Consider the following 25,837-nt stretch of genomic DNA (forward strand, 5'->3'; position numbering starts at 1 on the left):
CATGAAGGATTTTTTTGGCTGGTGCGTGTCCATTCCGGCTAATTGCTTCGAGTCTTTGCCTTTGCTCTGTACTCAGTGCAATCTTGTCCCGTCTTCCTCTACCCATGGTTCTCACCGCTCCCTGGCTTTATTACACTATTTTAACATGGTCACTCCACTACAGAACTTTTACAAAGATGAGCTGCACCCGATGGGGAGTGGTGGCGCGATCGCGTTTTTAATGGTGTTATCGAACTTATGGAGATAGTCAAGTATGCAATTTTTAAAGCCTAAGTCTAGCAGAAAAGATACAAATCAACTTATCTTTGACATTGCCGAGTATAACAGAGATAGGGACAGAAATGAAATCTATCGTAGATTAAGCTCTTTGAATTTGTATTCACCAGTTGTGAGTAGCAAGGTTGAGATGAAACCTGGTGAGAAGTACACTATTACTGAGGGCATGAACCTAGAGCTTCCTTCCGTAACTATTCAATCGCTTCAGTTAGTCCTGTTTTTTATCAATAAGAATGATAGGAGGCTTGGGGATCGTTTCATCATGGTGAGTGTTGCTGAAGCCTTCGACATGATTGAGAAAACCAATGACTTCCAAGGTCTTTTATTTTACAATGACCAAGAATCCTATTTTGGAATTTTGCGCCAATACTTTAATCGGATCAGAAGGGATTTTTTTCCGAAAGAGCCGGAAAAGTTCATGGTTCCTCCAGGTCATAAAATTGTAATGGTTGTTCCTGTAAAGCAGGCAACCATTCAGGCGTTGGAATCAGGCATTTACATTGTAGATTTTGGACAGTACTGCAATAGTGTTCAAGTTTTCGCGGAAATTGACAAACTTAATGAGTCCTCAAAACCTGTAAGTATTATTTGGATTATTCAATATGATTTCATTGCCTATTTGGAATCTACTGGAGGTATTGCCAGTTTTCTAGTAAATCTCAGTAAACTGATCAGTTATAACCCTCATTCCAGAACTATTGTTATTCCAAAAAACGCAATTTTTAAAGCATCTTTTCGGGATTCGCTTATTCAGTTAGGAGCGCACATATTTTCATCAGGATATAATGATAGTTGTTTCGTGGAAGTACATAAGCCTGATGGCTCAATTACAGTTGGGATGGGCGGAAAACCATTCAGTTAAATGAAAACCTATGGGTTTAGTCAGAGATAGGAAAGTTAAGTCAATTGTTATGGTCTTAAGTCGAATATGGATGGGGTGAGGCGGGGTGAGGAATGGAATGGAATTCTCCTAGGTCGCCGCTATGGGATTGACCGTTCGCGAAGCGTTGGGCTTTGCCCGAAAGGTCACGCTACGCGATCGCATTTCCCTAGGTTTAAATTCTCAATTGATTATAAATAGTCAGTTTACCGACCTGGGACTATGGCCTGTTGTCAAACTCGTTGTATCCTAAACAATAAGCGATGGCAGGGTGCATTAATGAATCGAGTCAACTTAAGTAATCAGCAATGGGAGAGGTTACCAGAACACTATCGAAAGTGGGTGCATCGTGGCAACATGGTTTTATCGGTGGCAAAAAGCCGGGATAGCGATCGCTCCAGCGTAACGCACCGAACCTGTAAAGACACCCACAGCAAAGGATAGATGACTGAATTCCAGATTCGCTTAGCTAAAATTTCAGATGTAGAACCTATCTTGGCTTTCTGCCAATATACGTGGGAAAATCAAAAAGATTACATGCACTTAGTATTGGAGAAACGGATTAACAATCCTGAAAATAAAGTTTTTGTAGTTACTCTTGATGATATCCCTGTGGCGATGCAGCAAGTCGTTATTTTGTCAAAACAGGAAGCTTGGCGAAGTTCTTTGAGAGTAGATCGTCGCTATCGACGGCGAGGTTTATCTAAATTATTAGATTCCCATACAAATAAGTATTTATCTAAAATAAATGTTCCTATATTACGTTACTGTGTCTTGTCTGAGAATGAACTAATGTTGAAAATTATCTCTCGCCGAGGAGATAAAAAACTAGATAGTTATAGTGTTTATAAAGCTGATGCTGATACTGTTACTTCATATACCAACCAATTAATTCAATTAGATCTGAAACATTTTGATGATATTTGGTCTTTAATGATTAGAAAAAAAATATTATATAAAAAAAAAAGTTTTTACACACAATTAATTCCTAAATGTCAAACTATTACTCCTGAGTTAGTAAAAGACTGTCTGCTTGGGGGAAAAGTTTTCGGATTAATACAAAATGAAAGATTACGAGGTATAGCTATTCAAAGTTACTCGGAACTTTCAGAGGAAGAGTTTTATATTGGTTATCTTCATGGAGAGCCAGAAATCTTGACAGTGCTTCTGTGTGAATTATGCAAATTAGCCTATTCTTTAGGTAAGTCAGTGGTTAGAGGTATTTTTCCGTTGAATGATATTTTCGGCGATGCTCTTTCCCAAGCTGCTTTTCAAAGAATAGATCAAGCTGAAGCAGGGATATATCGCTCTTCTTTAAAAATTAAGAATTAAGAATTAAGAATTAAGAATTAAGAATTAAGAATTAAGAATTAAGAATGCATCAGGGCTGTTTCATTCTAAATTGCCATATTTTATGCATTGACGAGGATAGGTCGTTTCAACATTCGATAATTCAGGTATGCGATGACTGAAAGCCTGTAAAATCCTTACCTATATCCAGAATAAAATAACCCTAGTGAATGCATAATTAAGAATTAATAATGTAGAAGGTAGAAGACAAAAGGTAGAATTAAATTATAAATTATAATTTATAAATTATTAATTAGTAGGATAGAATAGGGTTATCAGCTCTGGTAACAGTTTTTCCTATGGTTCAGCAGCTTCAGCCCACCACCGATGACATCTTCTATCCCGAAAGTGACGGCAAACCCTTGGCGGACAATACCCTTCAATTTGAACTAATTACCACCATTAAGTATGGCCTGGAAGCCCTATTCAAAGATGACCCTAATGTGTTCGTTGCCGGGGATTTGTTGTGGTATCCAGAACAAGGACAACCCAAAATCAACCAAGCCCCGGATGTGATGGTGGTTGTGGGTAGACCGAAAGGGCATCGGCGTTCCTACAAAACCTGGGTTGAAGATAACACTAAGAATGAAGAATGAAGAATGAAGAATGGTGAATGAAGAATGGTGAATGAAGAATGGTGAATGAAGAATGAAGAATGAAGAATGAAGAATGGTGAATGAAGAATGAAGAATGGTGAATGAAGAATGAAGAATGAAGAATGAAGAATGAAGAATGAAGAATGAAGAATGAAGAATGAAGAATGAAGAATGAAGAATGAAGAATGAAGAATGAAGAATGAAGAATGAAGAATGAAGAATGGTGAATGGTGAATGGTGAATGGTTAATGGTTAATGGTTAATGGTGAATGGTGAAGGCAGAATGGTGAATTCAATTCTCAATTCTTAATTCTCAATTCTTAATTCTTAATTCTTAATTCTTAATGAACTATAAGTCTCAAGAATCTCGATACAATTTGCGATCGCACCCAAATGAGCAATTTCATAACCATGGGTATTTTGAGTAGGAAAACTCAAGCAAGCAGCACGAGCAACATGACCAAACTTCATGGCGATCGAAGCATCAGAGCCAAAACCATCAATAACCGCCAACTGAATCGGTACCTCACAACTTTCTGCCGCTTGTTGCAATTCCCGATTTAACCCTTCATCGTACATGCCATAATTATCTTGAGAGAGCAACACTGGTGCTGGTCCATCTTCGATGGGATACTCCGCAGACAACGGACAAATTTCCAGAGCAATCAACGCATCTAGAGATTGATTTTGGGTAAAATACAAAGCCCCAATTGCCCCGACTTCCTCCTTTGCTGATGCCACCAAATAGGTATCAACTGCTGGAGTTTTCAACCGTTGGGCTAAGCTTAGCAAAATCGCCACGGATGCCTTATTATCCAGGGTATAGCTAGCAATATAATCCTTAAGGCGCACAGGTCTCTTACGATGTTTACCAACCACCATACGAGTGCCTGGACGCACCCCAGCCTCTGCCAATTCTGTAGCACTACATTTAGTTTCAATCCAGGCATCTTGCCAACGTAGAGGAGCATCATCCTGCAACGCTTTTTGGGGAGATTCATGGGAAACATGACGTGAGCCAAAGGAGAGAATACCGCTAATGGTATAGTTATCCCCCAACAGCTCCACCACACCCTCACCATAAACCCAAGGAAAAGAACCCCCCAACCGGCGCACTTCCACCCGTCCTGCGTCACCAATCCGTTTAACAATCGCACCAATTTCATCTTTATGAGCAGTAATCGCAATGGGACTGGCACCAGCATCCTTACCAGGGATTTTAGCAATTACATTTCCCGCCCGATCCTGCCAAGTTTCCACCCCTAAAGCTTGAAACCGATGCAGTAACAATTGGTCAATTTCCCCTTCCGCACCACTAGGGGAATGGTGCATAACTAACTCTTCTATGGTTTTGAACAGTTGGTTGTAATTGTTAGTCATTGTTGGGAAGAGGGAGTAGGGAGTAGGGAGTCGGGAGTAGGGAGTCGGGAGTCGGGAGTAGGGAGTCGGAACCCACCCCTAACCCCTCCCAGGAGGGGAACGGGAGTCGGGAATCGGGAGTCGGGAATAGTAGGAAAGAAAACCTAGGATTTTTTGATGTTATGATAACTCAGAATTGGGTTTCATGATCTAATTGAAAACGGTATCTAGAGGGAGCTTCGGAACAGGTAATAGTAGGAAAAAACTCCTAGTATTTTTTGATGATAGTGGTAAAGATGTAGTGATTTAGGCGTTGGTCTGGTCAAGGTTTCGGGAGCTAAAGTCAGGAATTGTATAGCACTACCAGGATTTTTACCGATTCCCGACTCCCGACTCCCGATTCCCGATTCCCAATTCCCGATTCCCGATTCCCGATTCCCGATTCCCGATTCGCGCATTCTAAATTCTAAATTCTAAATTCCCGATCCCCTCTTCCCTATTCTCTTAGAACCTATTCCTAAAGCCCCCAAAGCAAATAGACCTAAAGCCATTGCTGGTTCAGGAACATTAGTTGGGTGTGGATGGTTATTAGCTGGGTGTGGATGGTTATTATCTGGGTGTGGATCGTTCAATGCTGATAGGGCTAAATCCGCAATGATTCGATAAACACCAGTGGTTGGATGTTGTAAATCCCAGAATAAAAACTCTTCGGGATTCTCACATACAAATTGTGCTGGTATATTCAGACAAGGAGTAGTGACATTGGTGAAACCAAATTCCTTCGGCTGAGCCAGAATTTCCTTAAATATAGAATTAACATCAACCGGGATGATATTGACATCTGAGTCGGCAGTCTGACTGAATTGATCCAGTAGTTCAGACAAACCAGAATTATGGTCTTCTATCAAGGTGTTGAGGGCATCGGTAGTACCAGGAACACGTCCATCAACTCCCAGAGCAATGGGCGTATTGCCCAAATCTGGCAAGTTAACGACCATAATAGTCTTAGCCCCAACATCAGTCAGGTCTTGGAGTGCATCTGACAAATTTGCCAAGGTGGTGTCAGTTTCTGTAAATGGTTCAAAAGTGCCTTGGTTGGGTAGATAATCATTAGCACCAGCCCACACTATATACAGAGCATCTGGGTCAGCAGACTGACCGGCTTGTATTAGGGGAACAGTAAAGGCATCAATCTGCGGTTGCAATCCTGGTAAAACTTCCAATCCAGAGAAGGGAACAGGGGCAGTTTGTACAGTGCCTGTAGTAGAACCACCAAAAGCGAAGTTAATGCCTTCAGTAGGGATAGCACCTGAGCCAAGAGTGGTAAACAGAGTAGGGTTTAATTCCAAATCCCCTGCAAGATAATCCACCCAGTTGGGACCATTGGAAAAACGTCCCTCAAAATAGGGTGGACTGGGGGGAATTCGCTCTACGGTGGCATTAAACAGATTGCCTTGATCAGAGAGGCTGTCTCCAAAGATATACATCTTGCTAAACAACTCGACAGCATTTGCCCTCAGGGGCAACATTAAAGAGAAAAAGACTAATCCTGTAGCGGCAATTTGTGTCTTCATGATGTTATTTAACTTAATTGCAGATAATTATCTCAGCTCATGTCCGATTTAATACTTATCCTTCTTGGTTGATAGTAAATTGAACCTTGAAAATTAACTAACCATAAGCAATTAGCAATTCAAAATTCAAAATTCAAAATTCAAAATTCAAAATTCACAGGCATCAGATCAACCATTTTAGACGTGATTAACCGGACTTGATATAGCAGTCGCCAGGGCAGGCGCGGACATGACAAAAGTCTCAAACCTAAGTAAGCGCAAGAGTTTGACTTCTGACTTCTGACTTCTGACTTCTGACTTGTGCTATATCATGTCTGCCATTGACACACTTGACCAATCACCACTAATTACTAACCCATGACAATAGCTATTCGTAATTGTGCTTAAGCACAATTAAAAGCTGTTTTCAGCTGTTTTGTATGCACCTAATTCGATGGTTTAGCTTTTGGTGCCCCTGATGGCTGACTGGTTTGAGGTTTAAGAAACAGTGCTTCTTTTGCAGATTGCCCTTCACCCTGAGAACCGAAATACCAAAGCGCTGCTCCTGCTTCAGCACGGGTGACTGGTTTTTTAGGCTGAAACAATATTGTATAACCAAAGACTCGGCGAATATTTGCCAAATCGCCATTTCGGAAATCAGCTAAGACGGCTCGCAATGCTTTCGGGTCAATTTCGGCGGTATCTTTGAAGCCCCAAGTTTCTTTCACTGCTTCAATAGAGGCTTTGGGCAAGGCTTTACGAGTATCGAGAGGCACTTTCCACACCATCAGATTTTCCCTAGTCAATGGTGCATCTGGACGAAACAATACTGCCGTAGAATCGCCACTGAGGGGACTAGGAATTAATCCAGCATCAGCTAATCCCTGAATATAGGGAAAATCAGGATCCGTACGAGGCACATCCTGAAATGCAGGTTGAGTAGTTTTGGATGCTAAACGGATTTGCAATCCTGGACGATTGGCATAGATCCGATTATTCGCATCCATCAGCCAACGGGCATACTGACGGCGGCTTATGGTTTGATTGGGGGCAAACTGAGTACCTTGACTATCAGCATTGGTCTTTGGATTAGCTGTGCCTGGGGTTAAGACTCCCAATTTTGCCAAATCTGCCACATACTTACGCAAATCTCGGGGGACTTTATCCAAGTCAGTAAATTTCTCAGGTTCTCCTGACCTGACCTGAGCTGGCTTACTCGCAACCTCAGAGGGTTGTGTTGGTTTCTGGGGTTGTGTTGGTTTCTGAGGTTGTGTTGGTTTCTGAGGTTGTGTTGGTTTTTGAGCTTGTGTTGGTTTCTGGGATGGTTGTGGTTTCTCAGCTTGTGTTGGTTTCTCAGCTTTGGTATCCTTACCATCCCGGACGTACTGAATATCAAATGTGGTCACACTGCTGTTGGTAGCAACCGCTGGGGGCTTTGATGAGGAGGCAGCGCTCGATTTGCCAGTAGTGGCACGAGAAGGAATCGAAAGGGTAACATCCAAGTCATTACGACGGACGATGAATGTGCCACCATCTTGCTCTTCTGGCTGGTCGAGGACTTCCCAGCCTCCCGACTCAAAGGTCTTTTGGTAAAAGTTCTGAATTAAATTAATTGGGTCAGGGGATGACCAAATCGTCAGCTTACCTGGAGCAGCAGCATCTTTGAGGGGTTCCACTTGTTCCAAGGTTGCTTGTTGATAACGGGGAATCTCAGTGGGGAAGTCTTCTGGCAACGGTACTGACTTCTGTTTCTGGGGAGTACTTTGAGGCTTGTTCGGAGATGGCCGACCCAAGTTTTTGGGTGGGTTATCTTTCAGTGTGGGGTCTGCTCCCAAAGACCGCTGCAAAGCGTCACCTAGGTTAGTGTTGGCGCAGGCACTCAACACACCCAGAAGACAAACCGCTAAACTCGCACGTAGGACAGAGTGTGGAAACAGCACGGGCATTGTCCAACAACAGTACTCACTTCCTAAACTAACGCAAATTCACAAAAGGGCAATCAAGCGTGTTATCCTGGCTGAGTTGCCAAACTAGTAAAGATGTTTAGGGCTAGGGGGGCGGTCATACCCATAAATCTGCCTTACCGTCAATTTAAATGTCAATTTAAATCTTGTATGGATGCACAGAAAAAGAAATTAGCAGCACCGAGTGAATCTTCTGAATCTGTTCAGGAGCAGCAAGCAGATGCTCAGGGTCAACAACAGGCCAAGGGTGGCACGCCATTCTGGAAGCAAGTACAGGAAAATTTCCAAATTATTGCGATCGCACTAGCCTTAGCTCTATTGATTCGAGTATTTGTCGCAGAACCTCGCTACATTCCCTCGGATTCCATGTACCCGACTTTGGGAATAGGCGATCGCTTAGTGGTGGAAAAAATCTCTTACCGTTTCCATACCCCTAGAGTCGGTGACATTATAGTGTTTGAACTACCGCCACAATTACAAATTTTGGGTTACTCAAAAGACCAAGCTTTCATCAAGCGGGTGATTGGCACATCCGGTGATACGGTTCAAGTCAAAGATGGCAAAGTTTATCGCAACGGTACTCCTATAGACGAGGACTACATTGCCCAACCTCCCCATTATCAGATGGGACTGGTGCAGGTGCCAGAAGATCAGCTATTTGTCATGGGAGACAACCGCAACAATAGCAACGATTCCCATGTTTGGGGTTTTCTAGGTAAAGACAAAGTCATTGGTCGTGCCTGTTTCCGTTTTTGGCCACTTAGTGAACTTGGTTCGATCTGAACTATAGCAGTTTTCAATGAGGTTAGTAAACAGCTATAGAAAATGTCGCAGAGTCTACCAAAAACTCTTATTATTTGTTAAAATTAAATTAGGGTAACACCGACCGGGATTATTATGTAACTTAAATTAAAGCCGAAAACCAAGGGTTTAATAGTTGCGCTGTAATCCCGGTGTTATAACTTTTTTGAGATTTTTATGGTCAGTGGTCAGTGGTCAGTGGTCAGTGGTCAGTGGTCAGTGGTCAGCTTATTTTATTCAAAAGCTGATAGCTGATAGCTGATAGCTGATAGCTGATAGCTGATAGCTGATAGCTGATAGCTGAATGCTTACAGGTTGGTGACCCAACCACTGAGATCCACTGCTAAGGTTTGACCCAACTTGAGTAGGGGGCTTGGGGAAAGTGAAGCACTGAGGGCAGTGCTACAGGTACACATTTTACATAGCCAGGGATAGCTGCCATTGCTATCACTATCTTTGTTTTGACTATCTTTCTTTAAATCTTGGCTTTGGATCAGCTGAGGCAAAATTTGGTTATGGAAGTACTGCAAGTAAAGTTCTTGGCAACGATCTAAGGATAAGCTTAGATTGAGCTGATTCCCAACATCAATCATTTTGTCTAGCCGTTGAATATCGACTTCCACTTCCTCTGGGTTGCTATCGTAAAGAATTTGCCAGAGCGTACGCAAAATTAACTTTTCTAAGGTTTGCTTGACTTCTAGGGTATTCAACTGACAGTGGAGATGATTCGCTGCTGTTGCGATCGCTTCTAACTCTGCCAACCTACTCCATACCACCTGCTGATCACTGCTATCACTATCTAATGCCCTAATCACAGTAATACACTGATTGGATATAGCAATTTCTGCTGCTACTTGCAATTCCTTGGGAATAGATAACCCATCTCTCTGGAAAGCCATCAAGGCTCTATAGTTATCCCGATAAACCTGGGTATAGAGCTGATCCAAACGGGTCAAGGTTTCCTGGCTCAACAGCTGCATAATCCGGTGTCGCTCTTCAGGAAACAGATGCTGCAAATTAAAATTTTGCTGCCCAAACAGCTGATTCATTACCAAAATTGTGTGGGCTGCACTGGCTTGCTCGAGGGCATTAAATAATCTTTCCAACCGCTGGCGGTAGGCTCGACATTCAGCAAGGGGTTGAATACAGCAGTGGAAGTCCCAACCACCTAGGTATAGCAAGGCAAACACAAAATCACCACTTTCCCTAGTTATCTCAGAAACCAATTGTAACTGTCCCACAGCTAGGGTTAATGCCCCGATTCGTTTTAGCTGGTAATATTGCTGATGGGCATAGTAACAGTAGATTTTGTCTTCTTGGGAATAGTTTTTAAATAGGGAACTAATGGCATAGTCTGCTACTACTTGCTTGCAGCTAACCTGGGCTGACACCACTAGTTGCCGATAAATCTGGTCACCAGTTTTAAAGCATTCCACATTACTGGGTGCTAGAGCAAGGCGTTGGATAAATTCTTCTTCCAGTTGGACTTTAGCAACATTAGCAGCTAACTCCATAGCACGGGCAGCATAGCGTAAAATCTGAACCCCTTCTAGACGGGAGATTTCCTCAAAAAACCAACCACAACTGGTATACATCAGCAGAGCATGACGCTGCATTTCCAGCAGTCGTAAGCCATCCACGTGTTCGGCGGTCGTCAGTGGGTGAGTACTATGACGCTCCAGAAAACTGTCCACATTGGCTGGGGAACGGTTCCGAATCACTTCGATATACTCATCCCGCGCTAGCCAAGGGTCATGGAAGAATTGGCTACCAGTCTCTTGATATACCTCAATCAATTGATCCCGTAACCAATCCAGGGCATTCCGCAGGGGACGACGCCACATTTGGTGCCACTTCCCGTCACCACCACAGCCACAATCATCTTGCCAACGGTCAACCCCATGGGAGCAACTCCAGGCTGTTACTGGCTTCAGTACCACCTCCCAGGTGGGTGGATTAAAGCTAAGGTAGTGGGCAAAGTTGGTTACTGTCCAGTTGCGCTGGGGAAACTCATGGGTAAAAGCGTAGGCAATACACTTCTCAGTGCCTGTTTTGTGATGGCCAAAGGTTTCCCCATCCGTTGCCACAGCAATCAACTGGGCGCTGCGATGATCCCCACGTACTGCTTGACCCAAACGCTTGGCGAAGTGTTCAGTACTGGTGAGTAAATCATTGAAGCCCATATCTCTGGAGATTGGGCCGTCATAGAAAAAGATATCAATAAATTTGCCATTTTTGAGGAAGCAACGGTAAGGGCGAGTAGGGTCAATCTGAGCACCTCCCACTTCCTGCCATGGAGAATTACTATTGTGTTCACTGGTGAGTTCATTGGGAATTGGGCGGCAACGTTGAGCTTGGGAAGGGGCTAGGATAGTAAACCGAATATCTTCTGCTACCAATGCTTCCAAGGTGGGATAGTCTACTGCGGTTTCCGCCAGCCACATCCCTTCGGGTTCACGACCAAAGCGGGAACGGAAGTCCGCTTTTCCCCAACGGATTTGGGTGTATTTGTCCCGTTCATTGGCTAAGGGAAGGATGATGTGGTTGTACACTTGAGCGATCGCATTTCCGTGACCATTTAAGCGTACGCAACTCTTCTTGTCCGCTTCCAGAATCCGCTGATACACTTCGAGATCGTAATCTTCCAGCCATGACATTAAGGTTGGACCAATATTGAAGCTCAAATAGTCATAGTTGTTGACAATATCTATCACTTCCCCTTGGTCATTTAATACCCTAGCAAAGGCATTGGGGCGGTAGCACTCATAGTAAATCCGTTCGTTCCAGTCATGAAACGGAGCAGCAGTAGGCTGACGCTCAATAGTATCTAGATCAGGGTTTTCCCGAGGCGGTTGGTAGAAATGACCGTGGATAGTAATATAGACACCTGTGGCCGTATCTAGGGAGTCATTGTTGAGCGTCGAGTAGTGTTTGATCTTGGCAGTGGACTTAGCAGTGGACTTTATTTCCTCAGCTTGTAACACTAGCAGTTCAGCTACTGAAGTCATGGGAATATGCATTCAAAAAACAGCAACACAGCTCACCCAACCCGATAACTTCATGTTTGGGACTCGGAGCGCGAATACCCTTGAGCAAACTTATACTGGTTTGGCAGTAACGAACAAAAGTAGCGGATAGTTGGGACAGCGGATAGTTGGGACAAACGTTAAATGCTTAACACAATGATTAATTCAACCGCAAGGTTTAATTCAAGTAACTCCAATCAGTTTATGCAAATTGCGGTAATCTTATCAATCTTCACCAGATCATAGCAAATTTCTATGGTTAAAAAATATATCCTAAGACTGATGCGCTTGAGGAATGGTTGAGTATCCAAAAGCAATATTGCAGCACAACAGTTACAGAGTAAGGTACTTGACTATCTAATTTGGCTATCTAAGTTCAGGACTTACGCACAGACACCATGGGTAGGGTGGGCAAGGTTTTGCCCACCCTACAGGTAGCTTGACTATCTAATTGGCCTATCTAAGTTGATTAGCTAACACCAGTCTAAATTTAATCTGTTCATGTTATGAAACAAACCGTCAAACCATCCCCCCACCTCCCTATCTCCCCATCAGTCTCAACCCAAAAATTAACTGCGTGACAGCTTAGGGGCGTGACAGCTTAGGGAGACGGGGGGATGGGAAGAGGGATTGACCAAGTCCCTTTCGATACTGCCCTAGTCCCCGAGAGTAACTAGAATAGTAATTCTTTTGAGGTAAAGAAACCTAAATGCTCACCAAAAACCAAATTTTGTCAATTTTGCTACTGTTTATTCCCATTTCAGTAGCCGCTGAATTTCTAGAGTGGAACTCGGCAGTTATCTTCATTACCTCTTGCTTAGCAATTATTCCTTTAGCAGCATGGATGGGAACAGCCACAGAAGAAATTGCTGTGGTGCTCGGTCCAAACCTAGGAGGGTTATTAAATGCCACCTTTGGCAACGCTACAGAATTAATCATTGCCCTAATTGCCCTGAATGCTGGGTTAGTAGAAGTGGTTAAAGCCACCATCACTGGCTCCATCATCGGTAACCTACTCCTAGTGATGGGATTTGCGATGCTGCTGGGTGGATTGCGTTACAAAGAACAGGAGTTTCAGCCCATTGTGGCGCGGGTGAATGCCTCTTCAATGAACCTAGCGGTGATTGCCATGTTGCTACCGACAGCAATGGATACCACATCCATTGGTATTCCTCAATCTACATTACAACAGCTTTCGGTGGCAGTTGCCCTGGTTTTAATTCTGGTTTATGGGCTAACTCTATTATTTTCCATGAAAACCCACACCTATCTGTTTGATGTGGGAATGGCAGAAATGGAGTCAGAAGAAACAGGGGAGGGTGAAATTGCCAGTTCCGAATCTCAACATCTGCCTAATATCTGGTTGTGGGTAGGAGTCTTGGTAGTGGTTACCCTGCTGGTGGCACTAGAGTCAGAACTTTTGGTGGATAGCTTGGAATCTGCCACATCACAGTTAGGACTAACAGCGCTGTTTACCGGAGTAATTTTACTGCCCGTAATTGGTAATGCAGCAGAACACGCCACTGCGGTAACTGTGGCGATGAAGAATAAGATGGATCTCTCAGTTTCCGTAGCCGTGGGGTCTAGTCTGCAAATTGCCCTATTTGTTGCCCCAGTGTTAGTGCTGGCTGGGTGGTTTATGGGTCAGCCCATGGATTTGGATTTTAATCCCTTTGAATTGGTAGCAGTAGCCGTAGCTGTTTTGATTACTAATTCGATTAGTTCTGATGGTAAGTCAAACTGGCTCGAAGGAGTGTTGCTATTAGCAGCTTATGTGGTATTAGGACTAGCGTTTTACTTCCATCCAGTGGTGGAGGGATTGGGATGAGTTAACGCCTAGTGTGTAGAGTTTGACGGTTGAAGGTGATGATGAACAAAGAATTTCAAGTCAATAAACTGTCAACATCCCTGTCATCCCAAAAAAATCTGGCTATATTAGAGCTAGAGGGGTCAAATGTCAATGATAAATCGGTTTGATTCGTAAGACAAATTGATTGGTAAGAAAAATCATCATCTAATCCACCCCTTTAGCCTTTGCCCTTTGCCCTTTATCCACCCATGTAGCTTGAGATTAACCGAGCACACTGATGGGATGGATGAGCCCCTGAGGACATTAAGCCGAGATGCTGGAAGCTGAACAGATATTACATGAGCGCTATCAACTTAAGCAACAACTGGGACATAATGCTGGACGACAAACTTGGCTAGCTGAAGATATAAGAGTGTCACCTCCAGAATTGGTAGTTGTTAAACTGCTGGCATTTGGTGGTGACGTTAATTGGGACGATTTAAAACTCTTTGAGCGAGAAGCACAGGTGCTTAAACAGCTCAATCATCCCCGGATTCCCAAGTATCTTGATTATTTTAACATTGATGACCGAGTACTCTGGTTTTGCTTGGTACACAACTATATTCCTGGCTCCTCCCTCAAGGAAAAACTAAATCAAGGTAAACGATTTACAGAAGGGGAAGTGCGCCAAATAGCTGTGGATGTGCTGAAAATTCTTGAATTTCTCCATCAGCTGAATCCAGCCGTACTACACCGAGATATTAAGCCTAGCAATCTAATTTTAGGAGATGATGGGCAGATTTATGTCATCGATTTCGGGTCAGTGCAGGATCGGGCGTCTAAAGAGGGCGCTACATTTACAGTAGTGGGAACCTATGGTTACGCGCCCATGGAACAGTTTGGTGGTAGGGCAGTACCAGCCTCGGATTTGTATGGCTTAGGAGCGACGTTGATTCATTTGCTCACCGGGACTGCACCTGCTGACTTGCCCCAGCGGAATTTGCGCATTTGCTTTAAAGACCAAGTCAACCTCAGTGCTAACCTGATTAGCTGGATTCAGAAGCTGACCGAACCGGCTCCAGAGCAACGCTTCAAAAGTGCGTCTGAAGCAATTCTAGCCCTAGAATTGGGCATGACACTAAATACTCGCAAAAGCAACAAACTGAGCAGACCCACCCGAGCCACCTTTGTGAATAATTCAGGTCAAGGGGGTTTAGGTGATCCTCGAATACCGATACCAGATGAAATCAAAGGCTGGAACTGGGGAGCTTTTTTGATACCTTGGTTTTGGCCTATGACAAATAATGTTTGGATTGGACTGATAGCATGGGTGCCTCAATTGGGTTGGTTAATGGCGATCGCGCTCGGTGCCAAGGGCAATGAATGGGCTTGGAAAAGTCGTCGCTGGCGGAGTATTGAACACTTCAAAGCTCACCAAAGAGGCTGGGCAATCGTGGGGATTCTCTTTGGCGCACCACTGAGCGTGATGTTGTGGATACTTGTCTTGGGCTTGGTCTCTGGTTTTTAATACGAAAAGGATCTAGCTTGCTGCTTCACCCTGGGCAAACTTCAACTCAAACATGCCAATACTTCTAACAGAAATATCCCAGGAACTTCCAGTAGAATTGTCAAGAAACAGTATTTACGCAGTATTTATCAAAGATAATAACGGACCATTCTGCTCTGTGCCACTAACCGCTAATTCGCTATGACACAAGTAAACCCGCTCTGTAACTCTACCGAATAAATCTCGCAAAATTCGCTCTAATCGCTGTTGATCAGCTTGGACTTTATCTTCCTCTGTCCAAGGACGTCCAGACCATTCCTTTAGAAATAGATGAGCTCCGAAAAGGGTAGCTGCACCACCACTGAGCCAGAGGGAAGAACCGGCATCTAACCAAAAGTGCCAACGGTGGCAGCGGCGAGCGGCACGGTATTGGAAAATAGTAGCGAGGGTGACGGCATTGGTAGCTGTGGGTAGGCGGCGGACGGGATAGGGATTAGCAGTAACGGTGCCACGACGTAGCATCAGAATGAATTGGGCGATAATTTGGGTGGAACGCTGACGGTTAGACGGTTGTTGCTTGGTTTGGCTGGAATCATCCACCTTCAACTCTTTCCCCAGGCGTCCATTCACTTCCCAGTAGTGTTGAGCGGTTTCCATCAGTTCCCGCAGTGCTGCTAGCTGTTCATAGGCAAGATTAGAGCCATGCCACAAAAATTTCTGAATAGCGCGGTCGAAAACTACCAGGCACGAAGGAATCAGACCCTGTTGTTGTTGCTCGCGCTGTAGTTCTAACCATTGGAAAATCTCTGAGTAGGCAGTGGTTGCCTGATGCCCTAACCTATCCCAGCGAGGAAACGACTCCACTGGTAACAGACGAGGTTGCTCAGGATCAGGAGCATAGCAGTGATCCGCTAATAAACCAGCACGGACAGGGTCAATTAGGGTTCCCGGTTGCAGATTTGAACTCTCAACCTTCAACCTTTCAACCTTCAACCTTTCAACATTCAACCTTTCAACATTCAACCTTTCAACATTCAACCTTTCAACATTCAACCTTTCACCCTTCAACTCCTGCACTTGTGGTTGGCTACTGAGTACTACCAGCATTTGTGCGATCGCATCTCGATTCACTAACCGTCCCAAGCCAGGATACACTAGCGCTAGTAGGGTTAGTAATCCCTGAACCATCGGTGAGCTAATTAATGGGCGCTGGTCATTGAGGGGTTCGACAGCAATACCTTGGTTAGTCAGGATTTCCGTTAAGGTGTAGCGTGCGATCGCATCTAGACCTGGAGCAATGATCGCTATTTCACCAGGCTGCACTTGCCCAGACTTCACCGCTTGACTAATCACCCCAGCCGTTTGCTGCAACAGTTGAGCACGGGAGGTGGTTTGAATCGATTGGATAGACTCAGGTATATCATCAATAAACATGGAATTAGTAATTAATTCCACTACTGTGTTTGCCAATTCAACCGGCATTGCATCGATCGATAAATCCGGTAAGATTTCCACCAAGCAACGGGATGCCAAATCCGCTAGATAATTGGGGTCAGCATTAAGGCCCAAGCGTACCTGTCCATTAGGATTAAAGCTAAAAGCTCCCACAGCCCCTTGATTGAGTAGAGTCTCAAATAAATCCCGAGCGATCGCAGGATAGTCATCCACATCATCCGCCAGCACTGCCTGATACCGCTGCTGCAAATACTGCTGATAAGTGGGGTCTGGCAACAAATACCGCCAATACAGTTCAGCAATAATCCCGTAGGTTAATAATCCCCTCTCTAGACACCAGCTTCGCCACTCTAGCAACAGCTTTCCCACCGTTGACCAAAGTTTCGGGTTTCCTTCCTCCTCTGGAATCCCGACCGTTAACATGTGGGGAATGTCTTCAACAGGTATCCCACTCACTGCTGCTAATTGTAACAAGTCCAGGAGCCGACGAACTCTAGTGTAATCATTCCCCCCTGGCAGTTGTAGTAGATCATTATCCAGGTCAGTACGCCAGTGCTGGGTGGCTAAGTCCTGCTCAGTCTCAGGACGCAATCGCAACGGAAACTGTGCCTTGATATCCAATCGCCCAATTAACAAGGGCCAAAATAGCATTACCTCATCTTGGAAAAAACCTAAAGGTGTCTTGGAAAGTACTGGATACCGTCCCCGGATCACCTCTGTGAGCCGATCCGCCAGCTCACGCCGATTATCGTCATTAGCCGCAAACACTAAAATTCCTGGGGCTTTTGAGGGAGTTCTTTGATATCTTGAACTCGAATTTGGGTTTGACCAATCCAGTCCTCCTTCAACCCATTGGTAAAACTGACTCACAAGGCGAGTTGTTTTGCCAGTGCGAGTTGAGCCAATGATCCACAGTGAATTTTGAGCCACAAAATTTTTCTTTAGGTAATTTGCTATTATAGCACAACTAGGATGTAAGAGTTCTAGGAATAATTAGGTGTAAGAATGCACCCCTTAGATGTTGAGAGTATGATCCTAGAGAATTGAATGAATCTTCAAACTATCTTACGCACAGCTAGACAATGGTTCTTCAATACACCAGAGAGAGCCTTGGATCAGGCATACAAAGCGGCCCTAAAAATTAAAGCGATTGAAGATGAATATTTTGGAGGTAAAAAAATCTCCGCCGATACCAGTCAATATAGTAACAGCGTTATTGCCTATTTTGAGGCACAAATTAATAAATATATCAAGACTATCAACGTTAGACTAGTAGAATTTAAAACCAGTCGTTCTGTTATAATAAATTATGAATTAACTGGATCTAATCCTATCGAAACTAGTCAACAACAAGCTAGGCAAAATTATCGGTTATCTGAGTCAATCGACCTCAGCGATCAGCAGTCAATACTTATTGAAAAATTAAATTTTATTGATGAAATTATCAACAAGTATGCGGCCCCAAAACCGGAAAAATCCACCGCAGCATTGATTCCCATAGACCAAAAGCCAGATAATCAGATTACTAACTCCAGTCCAAGACAGGTTATCAACCAAAATTCCAATCTTCGAGAAGCCCCTTATTCGGAATCAGACAACAATTCATCGGTCAATAATCAAGGAGCTAACTCCAAGAAAGTAACGGATAAAACCGGTGTATTACCTAGGTCAATTGTAGGGACGGTCAAAAGAATTCAGCAGGAACTCGATCCACGAGCTGAAGATAAAGTTGTCAAAACCTTTCGTCGGTCTCAACGTAAAACCGTAATCTCTATTAAGTTTATCCTAATTTTAACTATTGTTCCTATTTTAACCCATCAAATTTCTAAAACGTTTCTAGTTAGTCCCATAGTTGATCACTTTAGAAGTAACCATGAATCAGCTATTTTTTTAAATTATGAGATGGAAGAAGAAGCTCTGATAGAGTTAAAAAAATTTGAAGAAGAACTCCACTTTAAAAGCTTACTGGGGTTTACTCCTAAACTATCTGAGGAGGAGATGGAAGAAGAGATTAAGCATAAAGCTAACGAACTGGCAGAAGACTATTATAATCAAGGATCTAATGCCATTAAAAATATTTTTGCTGACATTATAGCTCTAGTTGCTTTTGCCTTAGTTATCATGAACAGCAAGCGAGATGTAATTATTTTAAAATCTTTTATGGATGATATTATCTATGGACTGAGTGATAGTGCCAAAGCCTTTATCATTATTTTGTTTACCGATATGTTTGTAGGATTCCACTCTCCCCACGGTTGGGAAGTAATCCTAGAAGCCGTATCCCGACATTTAGGAATACCAGAAAGTCGAGAGTTTATATTTTTGTTTATTGCCACATTTCCAGTTATCTTGGATTCGGTTATCAAATATTGGATTTTCCGCTATCTGAATCGGATATCTCCTTCAGCAGTAGCTACCTATCGCACGATGAATGAATAATAATATACCAGTCGAAGTAAAGGTTAAGACATGTTTCTGTTCCCTACTCCCTACTCCCTACTCCCTCACCCAATTAATAATTGCTATAGCAATTTTGGCAATATTCAAACTTTCAAACTTACAACTTGAGCATAGAGATAAGCGATTGTTTCAGACATGATTGACCGCACTCCTTGACTAGAAACCCACCACTGTTTTGGTTCATAGTCAAGGGAATTAGCAGCTATTGCTCCAACTTTAATCTCAGGACCAAGAACTTGCTTAAATAGCATCCAACTTCTGCGAGTATGAACATCAAATGAATAAAGATTAATAGACTTGATTGATTCATCTGAGGTTAATAGCCACTCCCGTAACGCCTGAGCCGATGCTAACGTACGATTTACATTAACATCTGGTGCTGGAACAGCAACTAGTTTATCTGGCTCAAAACCCAGTGCGATAAACGTTGCCGCAGTCAATTCAGCATAGCTTTTATACTCTGACAGATAATATCCTTTACGCAGAGGAAGGCCAGTGGTGATTATTTTTTGATAATTACCCCGATCAAATTCTTCCATGGCACCTTTTAAGGCATAGTCCGGTAGCCATCCTTCTACTACTAATGCATCAGCGTTAATGGGAGAAGTAATCGATAAAAATGGGTGGATATGAGTTAACATAAAGAGACTACAGGTAATAATCAAAAAAGTATTCACAAACCATCCTTGAACCGTTAAACCCCACTGTTTTCGCCTACATACTAAACGCATGATTGGGACTTTTAATGAAAAATTATCTCGTCAATAGTCACTAGTCATTAGTAACCACAAATAAATGATATTGTGGTCACTAATGTACGGTATAGTCTACGGTAGAGAAAACCGTGGTCACCTAATCACTGATGACTAATAATCACTGATGACTAATAAGGTCTATAGCGCTTTTTAAGCTAGTAAGGTACAATTTTTTGGGTTTATAGGGAGCAGGGACTGAGGCCGTGGGCCACGCGGGGCGCGTTCGGAGCAGGGAGCAGTAAAGTCAGAAGAAAGAAAAGGTAAAAAATCCGGTGTACCTCATTAGGCTAAAAACCGCTATAGAGCATCTCACTTTTCTAGTACTTACCAATCAAAGTCCCATCTGTCCGGATTATTTGAAAAAGGATGATCGTCAGTCCCCTTGCTTCCTTCGTTTATAGTCTTGTTTTTTGGTAATTCGTAAAATCACTAGCAGCTTATTAATTTCCTACACGTTTGTAAGCATTCAGCCGTCAGCTGTCAGCTATCATGCTTAAAATAAACCTCGTTCCCGTAGCGTGCCCATCGCGCAAACAGGAGATTTAATAGTTCGAGATTAATGAAAATTGGAGTAAGCATTCAGCAGTCAGCGGTCAGTGGTCAGCTTATTTGATGCAAAAGCACCGATTAGTAGCCTGAGCACAGACCTTTGGCTGATAACTGATAACTGATAGCTGATAGCTGATAACTGATAGCTGATAACTGATAGCTGATAACTGATAGCTGATAGCTGATAACTGATAGCTGATAACTGATAGCTGATAACTGATAGCTGATAGCTGATAGCTTATAGCTTATAGCTTATAGCTTACACACGCTTCTTTTTGAGATACTCAAAAACCGACTTATCACCAATATCATCTGGAATCGGTTGCAATACTTTACGCAGGGCAAACACCATAAACAAAACCGCCCAGAGTCCTAGCAGAATCATCTCCCAATCTGTAGACCAAAATCCAACTATATGTCCCAGTAACAGCATGGGTACTAGGGGAGTTAGGAATTTAGTTTCCAAGCGATTAAAGCAAAATGCTTCCTTGAAATAAATTCCGGTTAACGCTGCAAAGGTAAAACCAATTCCGAATAGAGAAATAGGATGGTTATAAATGTATAGAGCAAGGGGCTCATTGCTGGAAAATGCCAGTGCAATTGAGGCAATGCAACCGATGCCCCAAAAGATTTGTAGTAGGCGGTGCAGGGGGGCTAGATAAATATGAATGGTGACTAAGCTAACCCCTAGGGCAAGGCAGAATAAGCCATAAAGAGGAGTCAGGACATTTAAAATACTTGGGCTAGCTCCTCGCAATAGAATTAAATTACTGGCGATCGCAAAGCTCAAGGCTGCTACCACTAAGCCAGCGCGGTAGATAACTACGCCAATGCGATCGCTTTCGGTAATGGTAAATTCGCCAAACTGACCTTGGTAAACTACCGGTTCAGATGGTTGTAGTGATGTGGTCATAATATCCTGGAAAGGAACTCGGTACTAATTATTATTCTAATTTTTAATGCTTAATTCCACTTTATCTCCCCAATCCAGCTGTAATTGAGACTTAGCACTCCCACCGTTAACAGCGATTTCCACCCAACCATGACTACCAATTAGGGCAACGAACTCTCCAAGTTGGCAATTGCTATAGGTTTGAGTATGGGGGATAATGCGATCGCTTATCTTAACAGACCAAGTTTTGCCATCAACCTCAGCCCCTGGGATATTAGTGATTAAATTGCCAAAATGGTCAACATATTGGATAGAACCAATCATCCCATCATCGGTTAGTGTTTTTGTTGGTATATCTAGCATTACCAAAGTGTTTGGCTCAATTACCTCTCCCAAGCTTTCGATTGCTAAGCCACTAGCCAAGTGAGCTCCAACACTAGCAAAGATATCTCGACCATGAAACGTAGTGCTAGGGTTTATCGTGCGCCAGTAGGCTGAGTTGGTTAGCTCAACTGCTGCCATGACTGGGTATTGCTCCAAAACTCCACTGAATAGCCCATTATCTGGACCAACTAAGAAACCCTGTGAAAGTTGGATAGCGATCGCTCTTCGGTGACTGCCGACTCCTGGATCAACCACCGCCACATGAACTGTCCCCGCTGGAAAGTAGGGATAGGCATTGATCAAATTAAACCGAGCAGCAGCTAGGTTTTGAGGGGGGATTTGGTGAGTCAGGTCTACTATACTCAAAGTTGGGTTAATTTGGGCAATGACACCCTTCATCACACCCACATAAACATCTTGTAAGCCAAAATCACTCAGCAGAGTAATAATCCGATTGTGAGGCATGGTTATCTCAAATCCAGTTGACTGATTATCATATCCCTTCTCGGGTAATCGGTAATAGGTAATGAGCCAGAATTGGGATAAGCTTCAAAGGCTTCCAACTTTAAACCTTAAACTTTCAACTTTCAACTTTCAACTTTCAACCGTCAACTTAAGGCTTAAGTATGAAGTATGACCTATGAAAGCTCAAGCTCAAAACTCAAAGCTGAACGGATGAGTTAGGATAAGGATTAAATTCAATACCACTTAACAAGGCTAATCTACCCTAGAGCAAAGGTTCACTAATCATGTCTATGGACACATTACTGACAGAGGTATGGAAAGCTTGGCATAGCCACAATGGCTGGATGGCTTGGAATTTGTTTCTAGCATCAATACCATTAGCTCTAAGTTTTTGGCTATTCCGGAGTAAATCTGGCTTACACTCCGGATTATGGTGGATAGGTTTAGCAGTTTTTATCCTATTTTTGCCCAATGCGCCCTATCTGCTCACCGATGTGATTCATCTAATTCAAGCCATTCGCCGCAATTACTCAGTATGGACCATTACTCTAGTTGTTATTCCCCAACATCTGCTAGTTATCCTAACCGGTTTTGAAGCTTACGTTCTATCTGTGATTAACCTAGGTGAGTATTTGCAGCAGCGAAGGTTAGGAAAGTTGATATTTTTAGCTGAGTTAATTACTCATGCTCTGTGCGCCTTTGGTATTTATTTAGGACGATTCCAACGGTTCAACAGCTGGGACTTAGTTGCTCAACCCAGTAGCTTAGCCAAGAGTATGATTCATGATTTAACCTCTAAAGGTCCACTACTAGTAATGGCCGTAACTTTCGTGGTGCTGACAGTATTTTACTGGATGATGAAGCAAATAACTTTAGGAATTATGATCAGAATGCGCCACCAACGTTCTGGCAGCGCAGCTTCTGGATAACAGATTCCTGGATAACAGATTCACAGCTTCCAAAGTTTTATGGCTGATTACATTCCTAAGCATTCAGCCATCAGCTAAAGGCCTTTGGCCACGCTACGCGAACAGCTAAAGGCCTTTGGCCACGCTACGCGAACAGCTGATGCGCTACTTGAGATGCTAGCAGGCGCTTTAACTGCACGGGGTCGGTACAGAAAAACAAGCAGGGATTTTCAAGCAACTGTACCAGCACCCCCCTAGCTTATTTACTATATCCCTTTGATTATCTGACAGCTGACGGCTGATAGCTGAATACTTACTTACATTCAGCCTTTTCTTGACTGAAATCTGGCAGAGTATAGTTTTCCCTGTTGCGGTAGATATAGCCGTCAGGTTCGTTCTTGAAGATGACACCATTGGTAACTAACCCCAGAACATTTTGACCTGAGCTGTTGAGAATTTCCATAGCCGCATTAGCCCTGGCAGAATCTGTTTTTTCAGGTCGGGCTACCAGTAAAATGCCATCAGCCATTTTGCCCAAAATTGGGGCATCAGCCATACCAGCTAATGCTGGAGTATCTATGATAACGCAGTCATACTCTCGTGAGAACTTCTGCATCAGTAAAGCCATCTTCTGAGAGTCCAAAATAGCCACAGGATTTGGAGGAATTACCCCAGCCATCAGAACATCAAGACCAGTCATTACTTCCCGTTTAGCCTGATGAAATTGAGCCTCACCCACCAGAATATCACTTAAACCCAAGGAGTTAGTTAGTTCCCACAGATGATGTTGAGATGGATAACGCAGATCAGCATCGATTAGTAACACCCGGCGTCCTACTTGAGCCATAGCCGCAGCTAAATTAGCACAGACATGGGACTTGCCTTCCTTAGGAACAGAACTGGTTACTACAATCGATTGCAGTGGTCGATCAGAACTGATAAATTTCAGATTCGCTTGCAGAATTTGATAGGCTTCACCGACGACAGAGCGGGGCAAATCTCTTGGAAAAATGGGGAAAACATTCTGTTGAGACGATCCAGCAAAATAGCTGGTACTGACCAGCTTGCCGTAATCTGGAATCACCCCTAACAAGGTATATCTAAACAACTCTTTTAATTCTTTGAGAGTATGAACCGATTTGTCTAAGAGGTCGATCAAGAAAGCCGTAGCGATCGCAACTAAGATACCAGCAAAAGCTCCCCCTGCCAGGATCAGGTTGATGGGGATTTGAATCGGCTCTTCAGGAACGATCGCCTCTGAAATCACAAGGGCATTACCGACATTTTGATTTTCCGCAACTCTAGTTTCTTGTAGCTTGCTTAACAAAATTTGGTAAGTTGCTTGTGCAGCAGCTACCCGTCGCTCCAGTTCCCGCTGATTCTGCTCTAATTTCGGTAGGACTCTAGACCGCTCTTTGTAAGACGACTGAGTATTCCTCAGAACAGCTAGTTGGCTAGTCAGCCCTAAACGCTGTACCTCGGACTGAACCAGTTCTGCAGTCAGTTGTTGCTGGATTGGTCCAAACTCTAACAAACTCTTAACCGGTGGCGCTGATTGTTGGCTACCAATGACTTGTGCTATTCGCTCTTTTAGTAATTTTAATAGTGCAGCTTCCTGAAAAGCCAACTGAGCCACTGTTGGGTATTCATCGTTGAAGCGGGTGCGCTCCACTGCTAACTGAGCTTGTATCTCTTGGAGTTGTTTCAGTGCATCCTGCACCCCAGTAGATTGCCTTAAAGACGTAGCTGCCACAGCTTGCTGTGTATCCAGACCGATCTTATTGCGCAAGCCCTTAGACTCAGCATTTATCTGTGCTAACTGAGCCTGAAGTTGAGAAATTTCGTCCTCTAATTTGGCAATCGACTCGACTGCAATGTTAGCTTCTTGTTGCAGGTCTAGTACTTTATTAGCTTCTTTGAATTTACGTAAATCCGCTTCTGATTGGCTGACAGTAGCTTCAACTTTTGGGAGTTGTTTCTCAATAAAGTCACGAGCAGCGACAGCTTCCGCTCGGTTAGTTTGGAGATCATTCTCTATGTAAACCTTAATCAGTGTGTTAACGATCCTTTCTGCCCAAGTAGGATCAAAGGATTCATAGGAAATAGTTAAGATGTCTGTCCCCGGAATTGGTTTGACACTGAGTTCTTTTAAAATGAACTCAGGAGAGATAAATTCACCGTTTTTATCCCTGAGGTTGAGAGTTTTGATGGTTTTTTCTATAATTGGTCTGGAAATAATAATTTCTACTTCCGTAGATAAAGGGTCCCTCTTGCGAGCCACATTATCAATAGTGCCAGTTGAATTATCAACCCCGGTCAAAGAAGAATTATCTGTCTTTAACAACAGTTGAGCTGCTGCTAAATAAACAGTTTTTTGAGAGAATGCATACCATGCTGCAAGACCAAAAAAACCAGCAAAGGCTAGGGTTGCTGGCAAAAAACGCCGTTTGAAAACTAGCCAGTATTTATGAAAATCTATTTCTTCTGAATAATCTATAGCTTCCATAATAATTGCTCAGGAAAAAATTTTAATAGTCACCGACAAAAAATTAGTAGATTACTCACCCTTTTTTCACCGTTAGAAGCTAGGTATTTTTTTTATAAATCTATCTATAGTTAGATGCTCTATAAATTAAAATAAATTATAATATTGATTGATTATACTTGATTAAGTTATTGTTATTAACAATCATCAAAAAAATACTATCATGTATATTTAGTTTTAGTGTTAATTTACCAAGTTTTTTTCGGTAAGGGGTAATGGGTTGGGAGTAATCACAATTCATCGTTGCCCTTTACTAATTACTAAACCTTACACTCTTAATGCTTCCAGACAGGATATAAATTGTATTTTGATTACTATTCTAC

General features: G+C 43.1%; 21 protein-coding genes and 1 pseudogene. 13 read left to right on the forward strand and 9 right to left on the reverse strand.

Features of this window, described 5'->3' with window-relative positions:
* The 6 genes and pseudogenes from F6K51_RS22430 to F6K51_RS22455 form a co-directional block, all read left to right on the forward strand.
* The coding region (locus F6K51_RS22430; protein ID WP_293024426.1) for a hypothetical protein at positions 1-247 on the forward strand (247 nt) is incomplete at its 5' end.
* A 6-nt stretch (positions 248-253) separates the two neighbouring features.
* A complete protein-coding gene (locus F6K51_RS22435) occupies positions 254-1,138 on the forward strand; it encodes a hypothetical protein (protein ID WP_293024372.1) in 885 nt (294 codons plus the stop codon).
* A 121-nt stretch (positions 1,139-1,259) separates the two neighbouring features.
* Positions 1,260-1,409 (forward strand): hypothetical protein, encoded by a 150-nt coding sequence (locus F6K51_RS22440; RefSeq protein ID WP_293024374.1) that lies wholly within the window; start codon positions 1,260-1,262, stop codon positions 1,407-1,409.
* 26 nt (positions 1,410-1,435) lie between these two features.
* Positions 1,436-1,600 (forward strand): hypothetical protein, encoded by a 165-nt coding sequence (locus tag F6K51_RS22445; protein WP_293024376.1) that lies wholly within the window; start codon positions 1,436-1,438, stop codon positions 1,598-1,600.
* Positions 1,601-2,488 carry a hypothetical protein gene (locus F6K51_RS22450; protein WP_293024378.1) on the forward strand — a complete coding sequence of 296 codons (888 nt, stop codon included), beginning with the start codon at positions 1,601-1,603 and terminating at the stop codon, positions 2,486-2,488. It abuts the gene before it with no gap.
* Positions 2,489-2,805: 317 nt separating this feature from the next.
* Positions 2,806-3,084, forward strand: a pseudogene (locus F6K51_RS22455) (Uma2 family endonuclease); the annotation flags it as partial.
* Positions 3,085-3,429: 345 nt separating this feature from the next.
* Here F6K51_RS22455 and F6K51_RS22460 read toward each other — a convergent pair.
* On the reverse strand, positions 3,430-4,482 hold the full coding sequence (locus F6K51_RS22460; RefSeq protein ID WP_293024380.1) for a M42 family peptidase: 1,053 nt from the start codon (positions 4,480-4,482) through the stop codon (positions 3,430-3,432).
* Here F6K51_RS22460 and F6K51_RS22465 point away from each other — a divergent pair.
* On the forward strand, positions 4,462-4,629 hold the full coding sequence (locus tag F6K51_RS22465) for a hypothetical protein (RefSeq protein WP_293024381.1): 168 nt from the start codon (positions 4,462-4,464) through the stop codon (positions 4,627-4,629). The two genes, F6K51_RS22460 and F6K51_RS22465, sit on opposite strands and share 21 nt — an antisense overlap.
* Before the next feature lie 305 nt (positions 4,630-4,934).
* Here F6K51_RS22465 and F6K51_RS22470 read toward each other — a convergent pair whose 3' ends face one another.
* Together F6K51_RS22470 and F6K51_RS22475 are read right to left on the reverse strand one after the other, a co-directional pair.
* A complete protein-coding gene (locus F6K51_RS22470; RefSeq protein ID WP_293024382.1) occupies positions 4,935-6,035 on the reverse strand; it encodes an SGNH/GDSL hydrolase family protein in 1,101 nt (366 codons plus the stop codon).
* Between the two features lie 425 nt (positions 6,036-6,460).
* Positions 6,461-7,900 carry an S-layer homology domain-containing protein gene (locus F6K51_RS22475; RefSeq protein WP_293024383.1) on the reverse strand — a complete coding sequence of 480 codons (1,440 nt, stop codon included), beginning with the start codon at positions 7,898-7,900 and terminating at the stop codon, positions 6,461-6,463.
* Between the two features lie 228 nt (positions 7,901-8,128).
* Between F6K51_RS22475 and lepB the strand changes: the two genes are divergently transcribed.
* A complete protein-coding gene (gene lepB, locus F6K51_RS22480; protein WP_293024385.1) occupies positions 8,129-8,761 on the forward strand; it encodes a signal peptidase I in 633 nt (210 codons plus the stop codon).
* 326 nt (positions 8,762-9,087) lie between these two features.
* Here lepB and F6K51_RS22485 read toward each other — a convergent pair whose 3' ends face one another.
* Positions 9,088-11,787: a DUF3536 domain-containing protein gene (locus F6K51_RS22485; protein ID WP_293024386.1), complete on the reverse strand. Its 2,700-nt coding sequence runs from the start codon at positions 11,785-11,787 to the stop codon at positions 9,088-9,090.
* A gap of 727 nt (positions 11,788-12,514) precedes the next feature.
* Between F6K51_RS22485 and cax the strand changes: the two genes are divergently transcribed.
* Both cax and F6K51_RS22495 read left to right on the forward strand, forming a co-directional pair.
* A complete protein-coding gene (gene cax / locus F6K51_RS22490) occupies positions 12,515-13,633 on the forward strand; it encodes a calcium/proton exchanger (RefSeq protein WP_293024387.1) in 1,119 nt (372 codons plus the stop codon).
* Positions 13,634-13,928: 295 nt separating this feature from the next.
* The gene (locus tag F6K51_RS22495; RefSeq protein ID WP_293024388.1) at positions 13,929-15,122 is read left to right on the forward strand and encodes a serine/threonine-protein kinase; all 1,194 of its coding nucleotides are present in this window, start codon (positions 13,929-13,931) and stop codon (positions 15,120-15,122) included.
* Between the two features lie 114 nt (positions 15,123-15,236).
* Here F6K51_RS22495 and F6K51_RS22500 read toward each other — a convergent pair whose 3' ends face one another.
* Positions 15,237-17,486: a recombinase family protein gene (locus F6K51_RS22500; protein WP_293024390.1), complete on the reverse strand. Its 2,250-nt coding sequence runs from the start codon at positions 17,484-17,486 to the stop codon at positions 15,237-15,239.
* A 117-nt stretch (positions 17,487-17,603) separates the two neighbouring features.
* Between F6K51_RS22500 and F6K51_RS22505 the strand changes: the two genes are divergently transcribed.
* Positions 17,604-18,995 carry a proton extrusion protein PcxA gene (locus F6K51_RS22505; protein WP_293024392.1) on the forward strand — a complete coding sequence of 464 codons (1,392 nt, stop codon included), beginning with the start codon at positions 17,604-17,606 and terminating at the stop codon, positions 18,993-18,995.
* A gap of 104 nt (positions 18,996-19,099) precedes the next feature.
* Here the strand turns inward: F6K51_RS22505 and F6K51_RS22510 are convergent, their stop codons facing one another.
* The 3 genes from F6K51_RS22510 to F6K51_RS22520 form a co-directional block, all read right to left on the reverse strand.
* On the reverse strand, positions 19,100-19,657 hold the full coding sequence (locus F6K51_RS22510; protein ID WP_293024394.1) for an ElyC/SanA/YdcF family protein: 558 nt from the start codon (positions 19,655-19,657) through the stop codon (positions 19,100-19,102).
* A gap of 922 nt (positions 19,658-20,579) precedes the next feature.
* Positions 20,580-21,233 (reverse strand): DUF2301 domain-containing membrane protein, encoded by a 654-nt coding sequence (locus F6K51_RS22515; RefSeq protein ID WP_293024395.1) that lies wholly within the window; start codon positions 21,231-21,233, stop codon positions 20,580-20,582.
* 36 nt (positions 21,234-21,269) lie between these two features.
* A complete protein-coding gene (locus tag F6K51_RS22520; protein ID WP_293024396.1) occupies positions 21,270-22,061 on the reverse strand; it encodes an SAM-dependent chlorinase/fluorinase in 792 nt (263 codons plus the stop codon).
* 290 nt (positions 22,062-22,351) lie between these two features.
* Between F6K51_RS22520 and F6K51_RS22525 the strand changes: the two genes are divergently transcribed.
* Both F6K51_RS22525 and F6K51_RS22530 read left to right on the forward strand, forming a co-directional pair.
* Positions 22,352-22,990 carry a DUF1361 domain-containing protein gene (locus tag F6K51_RS22525; protein WP_293024421.1) on the forward strand — a complete coding sequence of 213 codons (639 nt, stop codon included), beginning with the start codon at positions 22,352-22,354 and terminating at the stop codon, positions 22,988-22,990.
* 84 nt (positions 22,991-23,074) lie between these two features.
* On the forward strand, positions 23,075-23,227 hold the full coding sequence (locus F6K51_RS22530; protein ID WP_293024398.1) for a hypothetical protein: 153 nt from the start codon (positions 23,075-23,077) through the stop codon (positions 23,225-23,227).
* Between the two features lie 55 nt (positions 23,228-23,282).
* Here F6K51_RS22530 and F6K51_RS22535 read toward each other — a convergent pair whose 3' ends face one another.
* Complete coding sequence (locus tag F6K51_RS22535; protein ID WP_293024399.1) at positions 23,283-25,475, reverse strand: polysaccharide biosynthesis tyrosine autokinase; 2,193 nt, start codon at positions 25,473-25,475, stop codon at positions 23,283-23,285.
* Positions 25,476-25,837 lie beyond the last annotated feature (362 nt).

Source organism: Moorena sp. SIO3I8 (assembly GCF_010692325.1).
GTDB lineage: Bacteria > Cyanobacteriota > Cyanobacteriia > Cyanobacteriales > Coleofasciculaceae > Moorena.

Bases quoted from the DNA above. Each gene is read 5' to 3' on its own strand.
- F6K51_RS22435 (WP_293024372.1), top strand. From the start codon at position 254: ATGCAATTTTTAAAGCCTAAGTCTAGCAGAAAAGATACAAATCAACTT.
- F6K51_RS22440 (WP_293024374.1), top strand. From the start codon at position 1,260: ATGGGATTGACCGTTCGCGAAGCGTTGGGCTTTGCCCGAAAGGTCACG.
- F6K51_RS22445 (WP_293024376.1), top strand. From the start codon at position 1,436: ATGAATCGAGTCAACTTAAGTAATCAGCAATGGGAGAGGTTACCAGAA.
- F6K51_RS22450 (WP_293024378.1), top strand. From the start codon at position 1,601: ATGACTGAATTCCAGATTCGCTTAGCTAAAATTTCAGATGTAGAACCT.
- F6K51_RS22460 (WP_293024380.1), bottom strand. From the start codon at position 4,482: ATGACTAACAATTACAACCAACTGTTCAAAACCATAGAAGAGTTAGTT.
- F6K51_RS22470 (WP_293024382.1), bottom strand. From the start codon at position 6,035: ATGAAGACACAAATTGCCGCTACAGGATTAGTCTTTTTCTCTTTAATG.
- lepB (WP_293024385.1), top strand. From the start codon at position 8,129: ATGGATGCACAGAAAAAGAAATTAGCAGCACCGAGTGAATCTTCTGAA.
- F6K51_RS22485 (WP_293024386.1), bottom strand. From the start codon at position 11,787: ATGACTTCAGTAGCTGAACTGCTAGTGTTACAAGCTGAGGAAATAAAG.
- cax (WP_293024387.1), top strand. From the start codon at position 12,515: ATGCTCACCAAAAACCAAATTTTGTCAATTTTGCTACTGTTTATTCCC.
- F6K51_RS22495 (WP_293024388.1), top strand. From the start codon at position 13,929: ATGCTGGAAGCTGAACAGATATTACATGAGCGCTATCAACTTAAGCAA.
- F6K51_RS22505 (WP_293024392.1), top strand. From the start codon at position 17,604: ATGAATCTTCAAACTATCTTACGCACAGCTAGACAATGGTTCTTCAAT.
- F6K51_RS22510 (WP_293024394.1), bottom strand. From the start codon at position 19,657: ATGTTAACTCATATCCACCCATTTTTATCGATTACTTCTCCCATTAAC.
- F6K51_RS22515 (WP_293024395.1), bottom strand. From the start codon at position 21,233: ATGACCACATCACTACAACCATCTGAACCGGTAGTTTACCAAGGTCAG.
- F6K51_RS22520 (WP_293024396.1), bottom strand. From the start codon at position 22,061: ATGCCTCACAATCGGATTATTACTCTGCTGAGTGATTTTGGCTTACAA.
- F6K51_RS22525 (WP_293024421.1), top strand. From the start codon at position 22,352: ATGGACACATTACTGACAGAGGTATGGAAAGCTTGGCATAGCCACAAT.
- F6K51_RS22535 (WP_293024399.1), bottom strand. From the start codon at position 25,475: ATGGAAGCTATAGATTATTCAGAAGAAATAGATTTTCATAAATACTGG.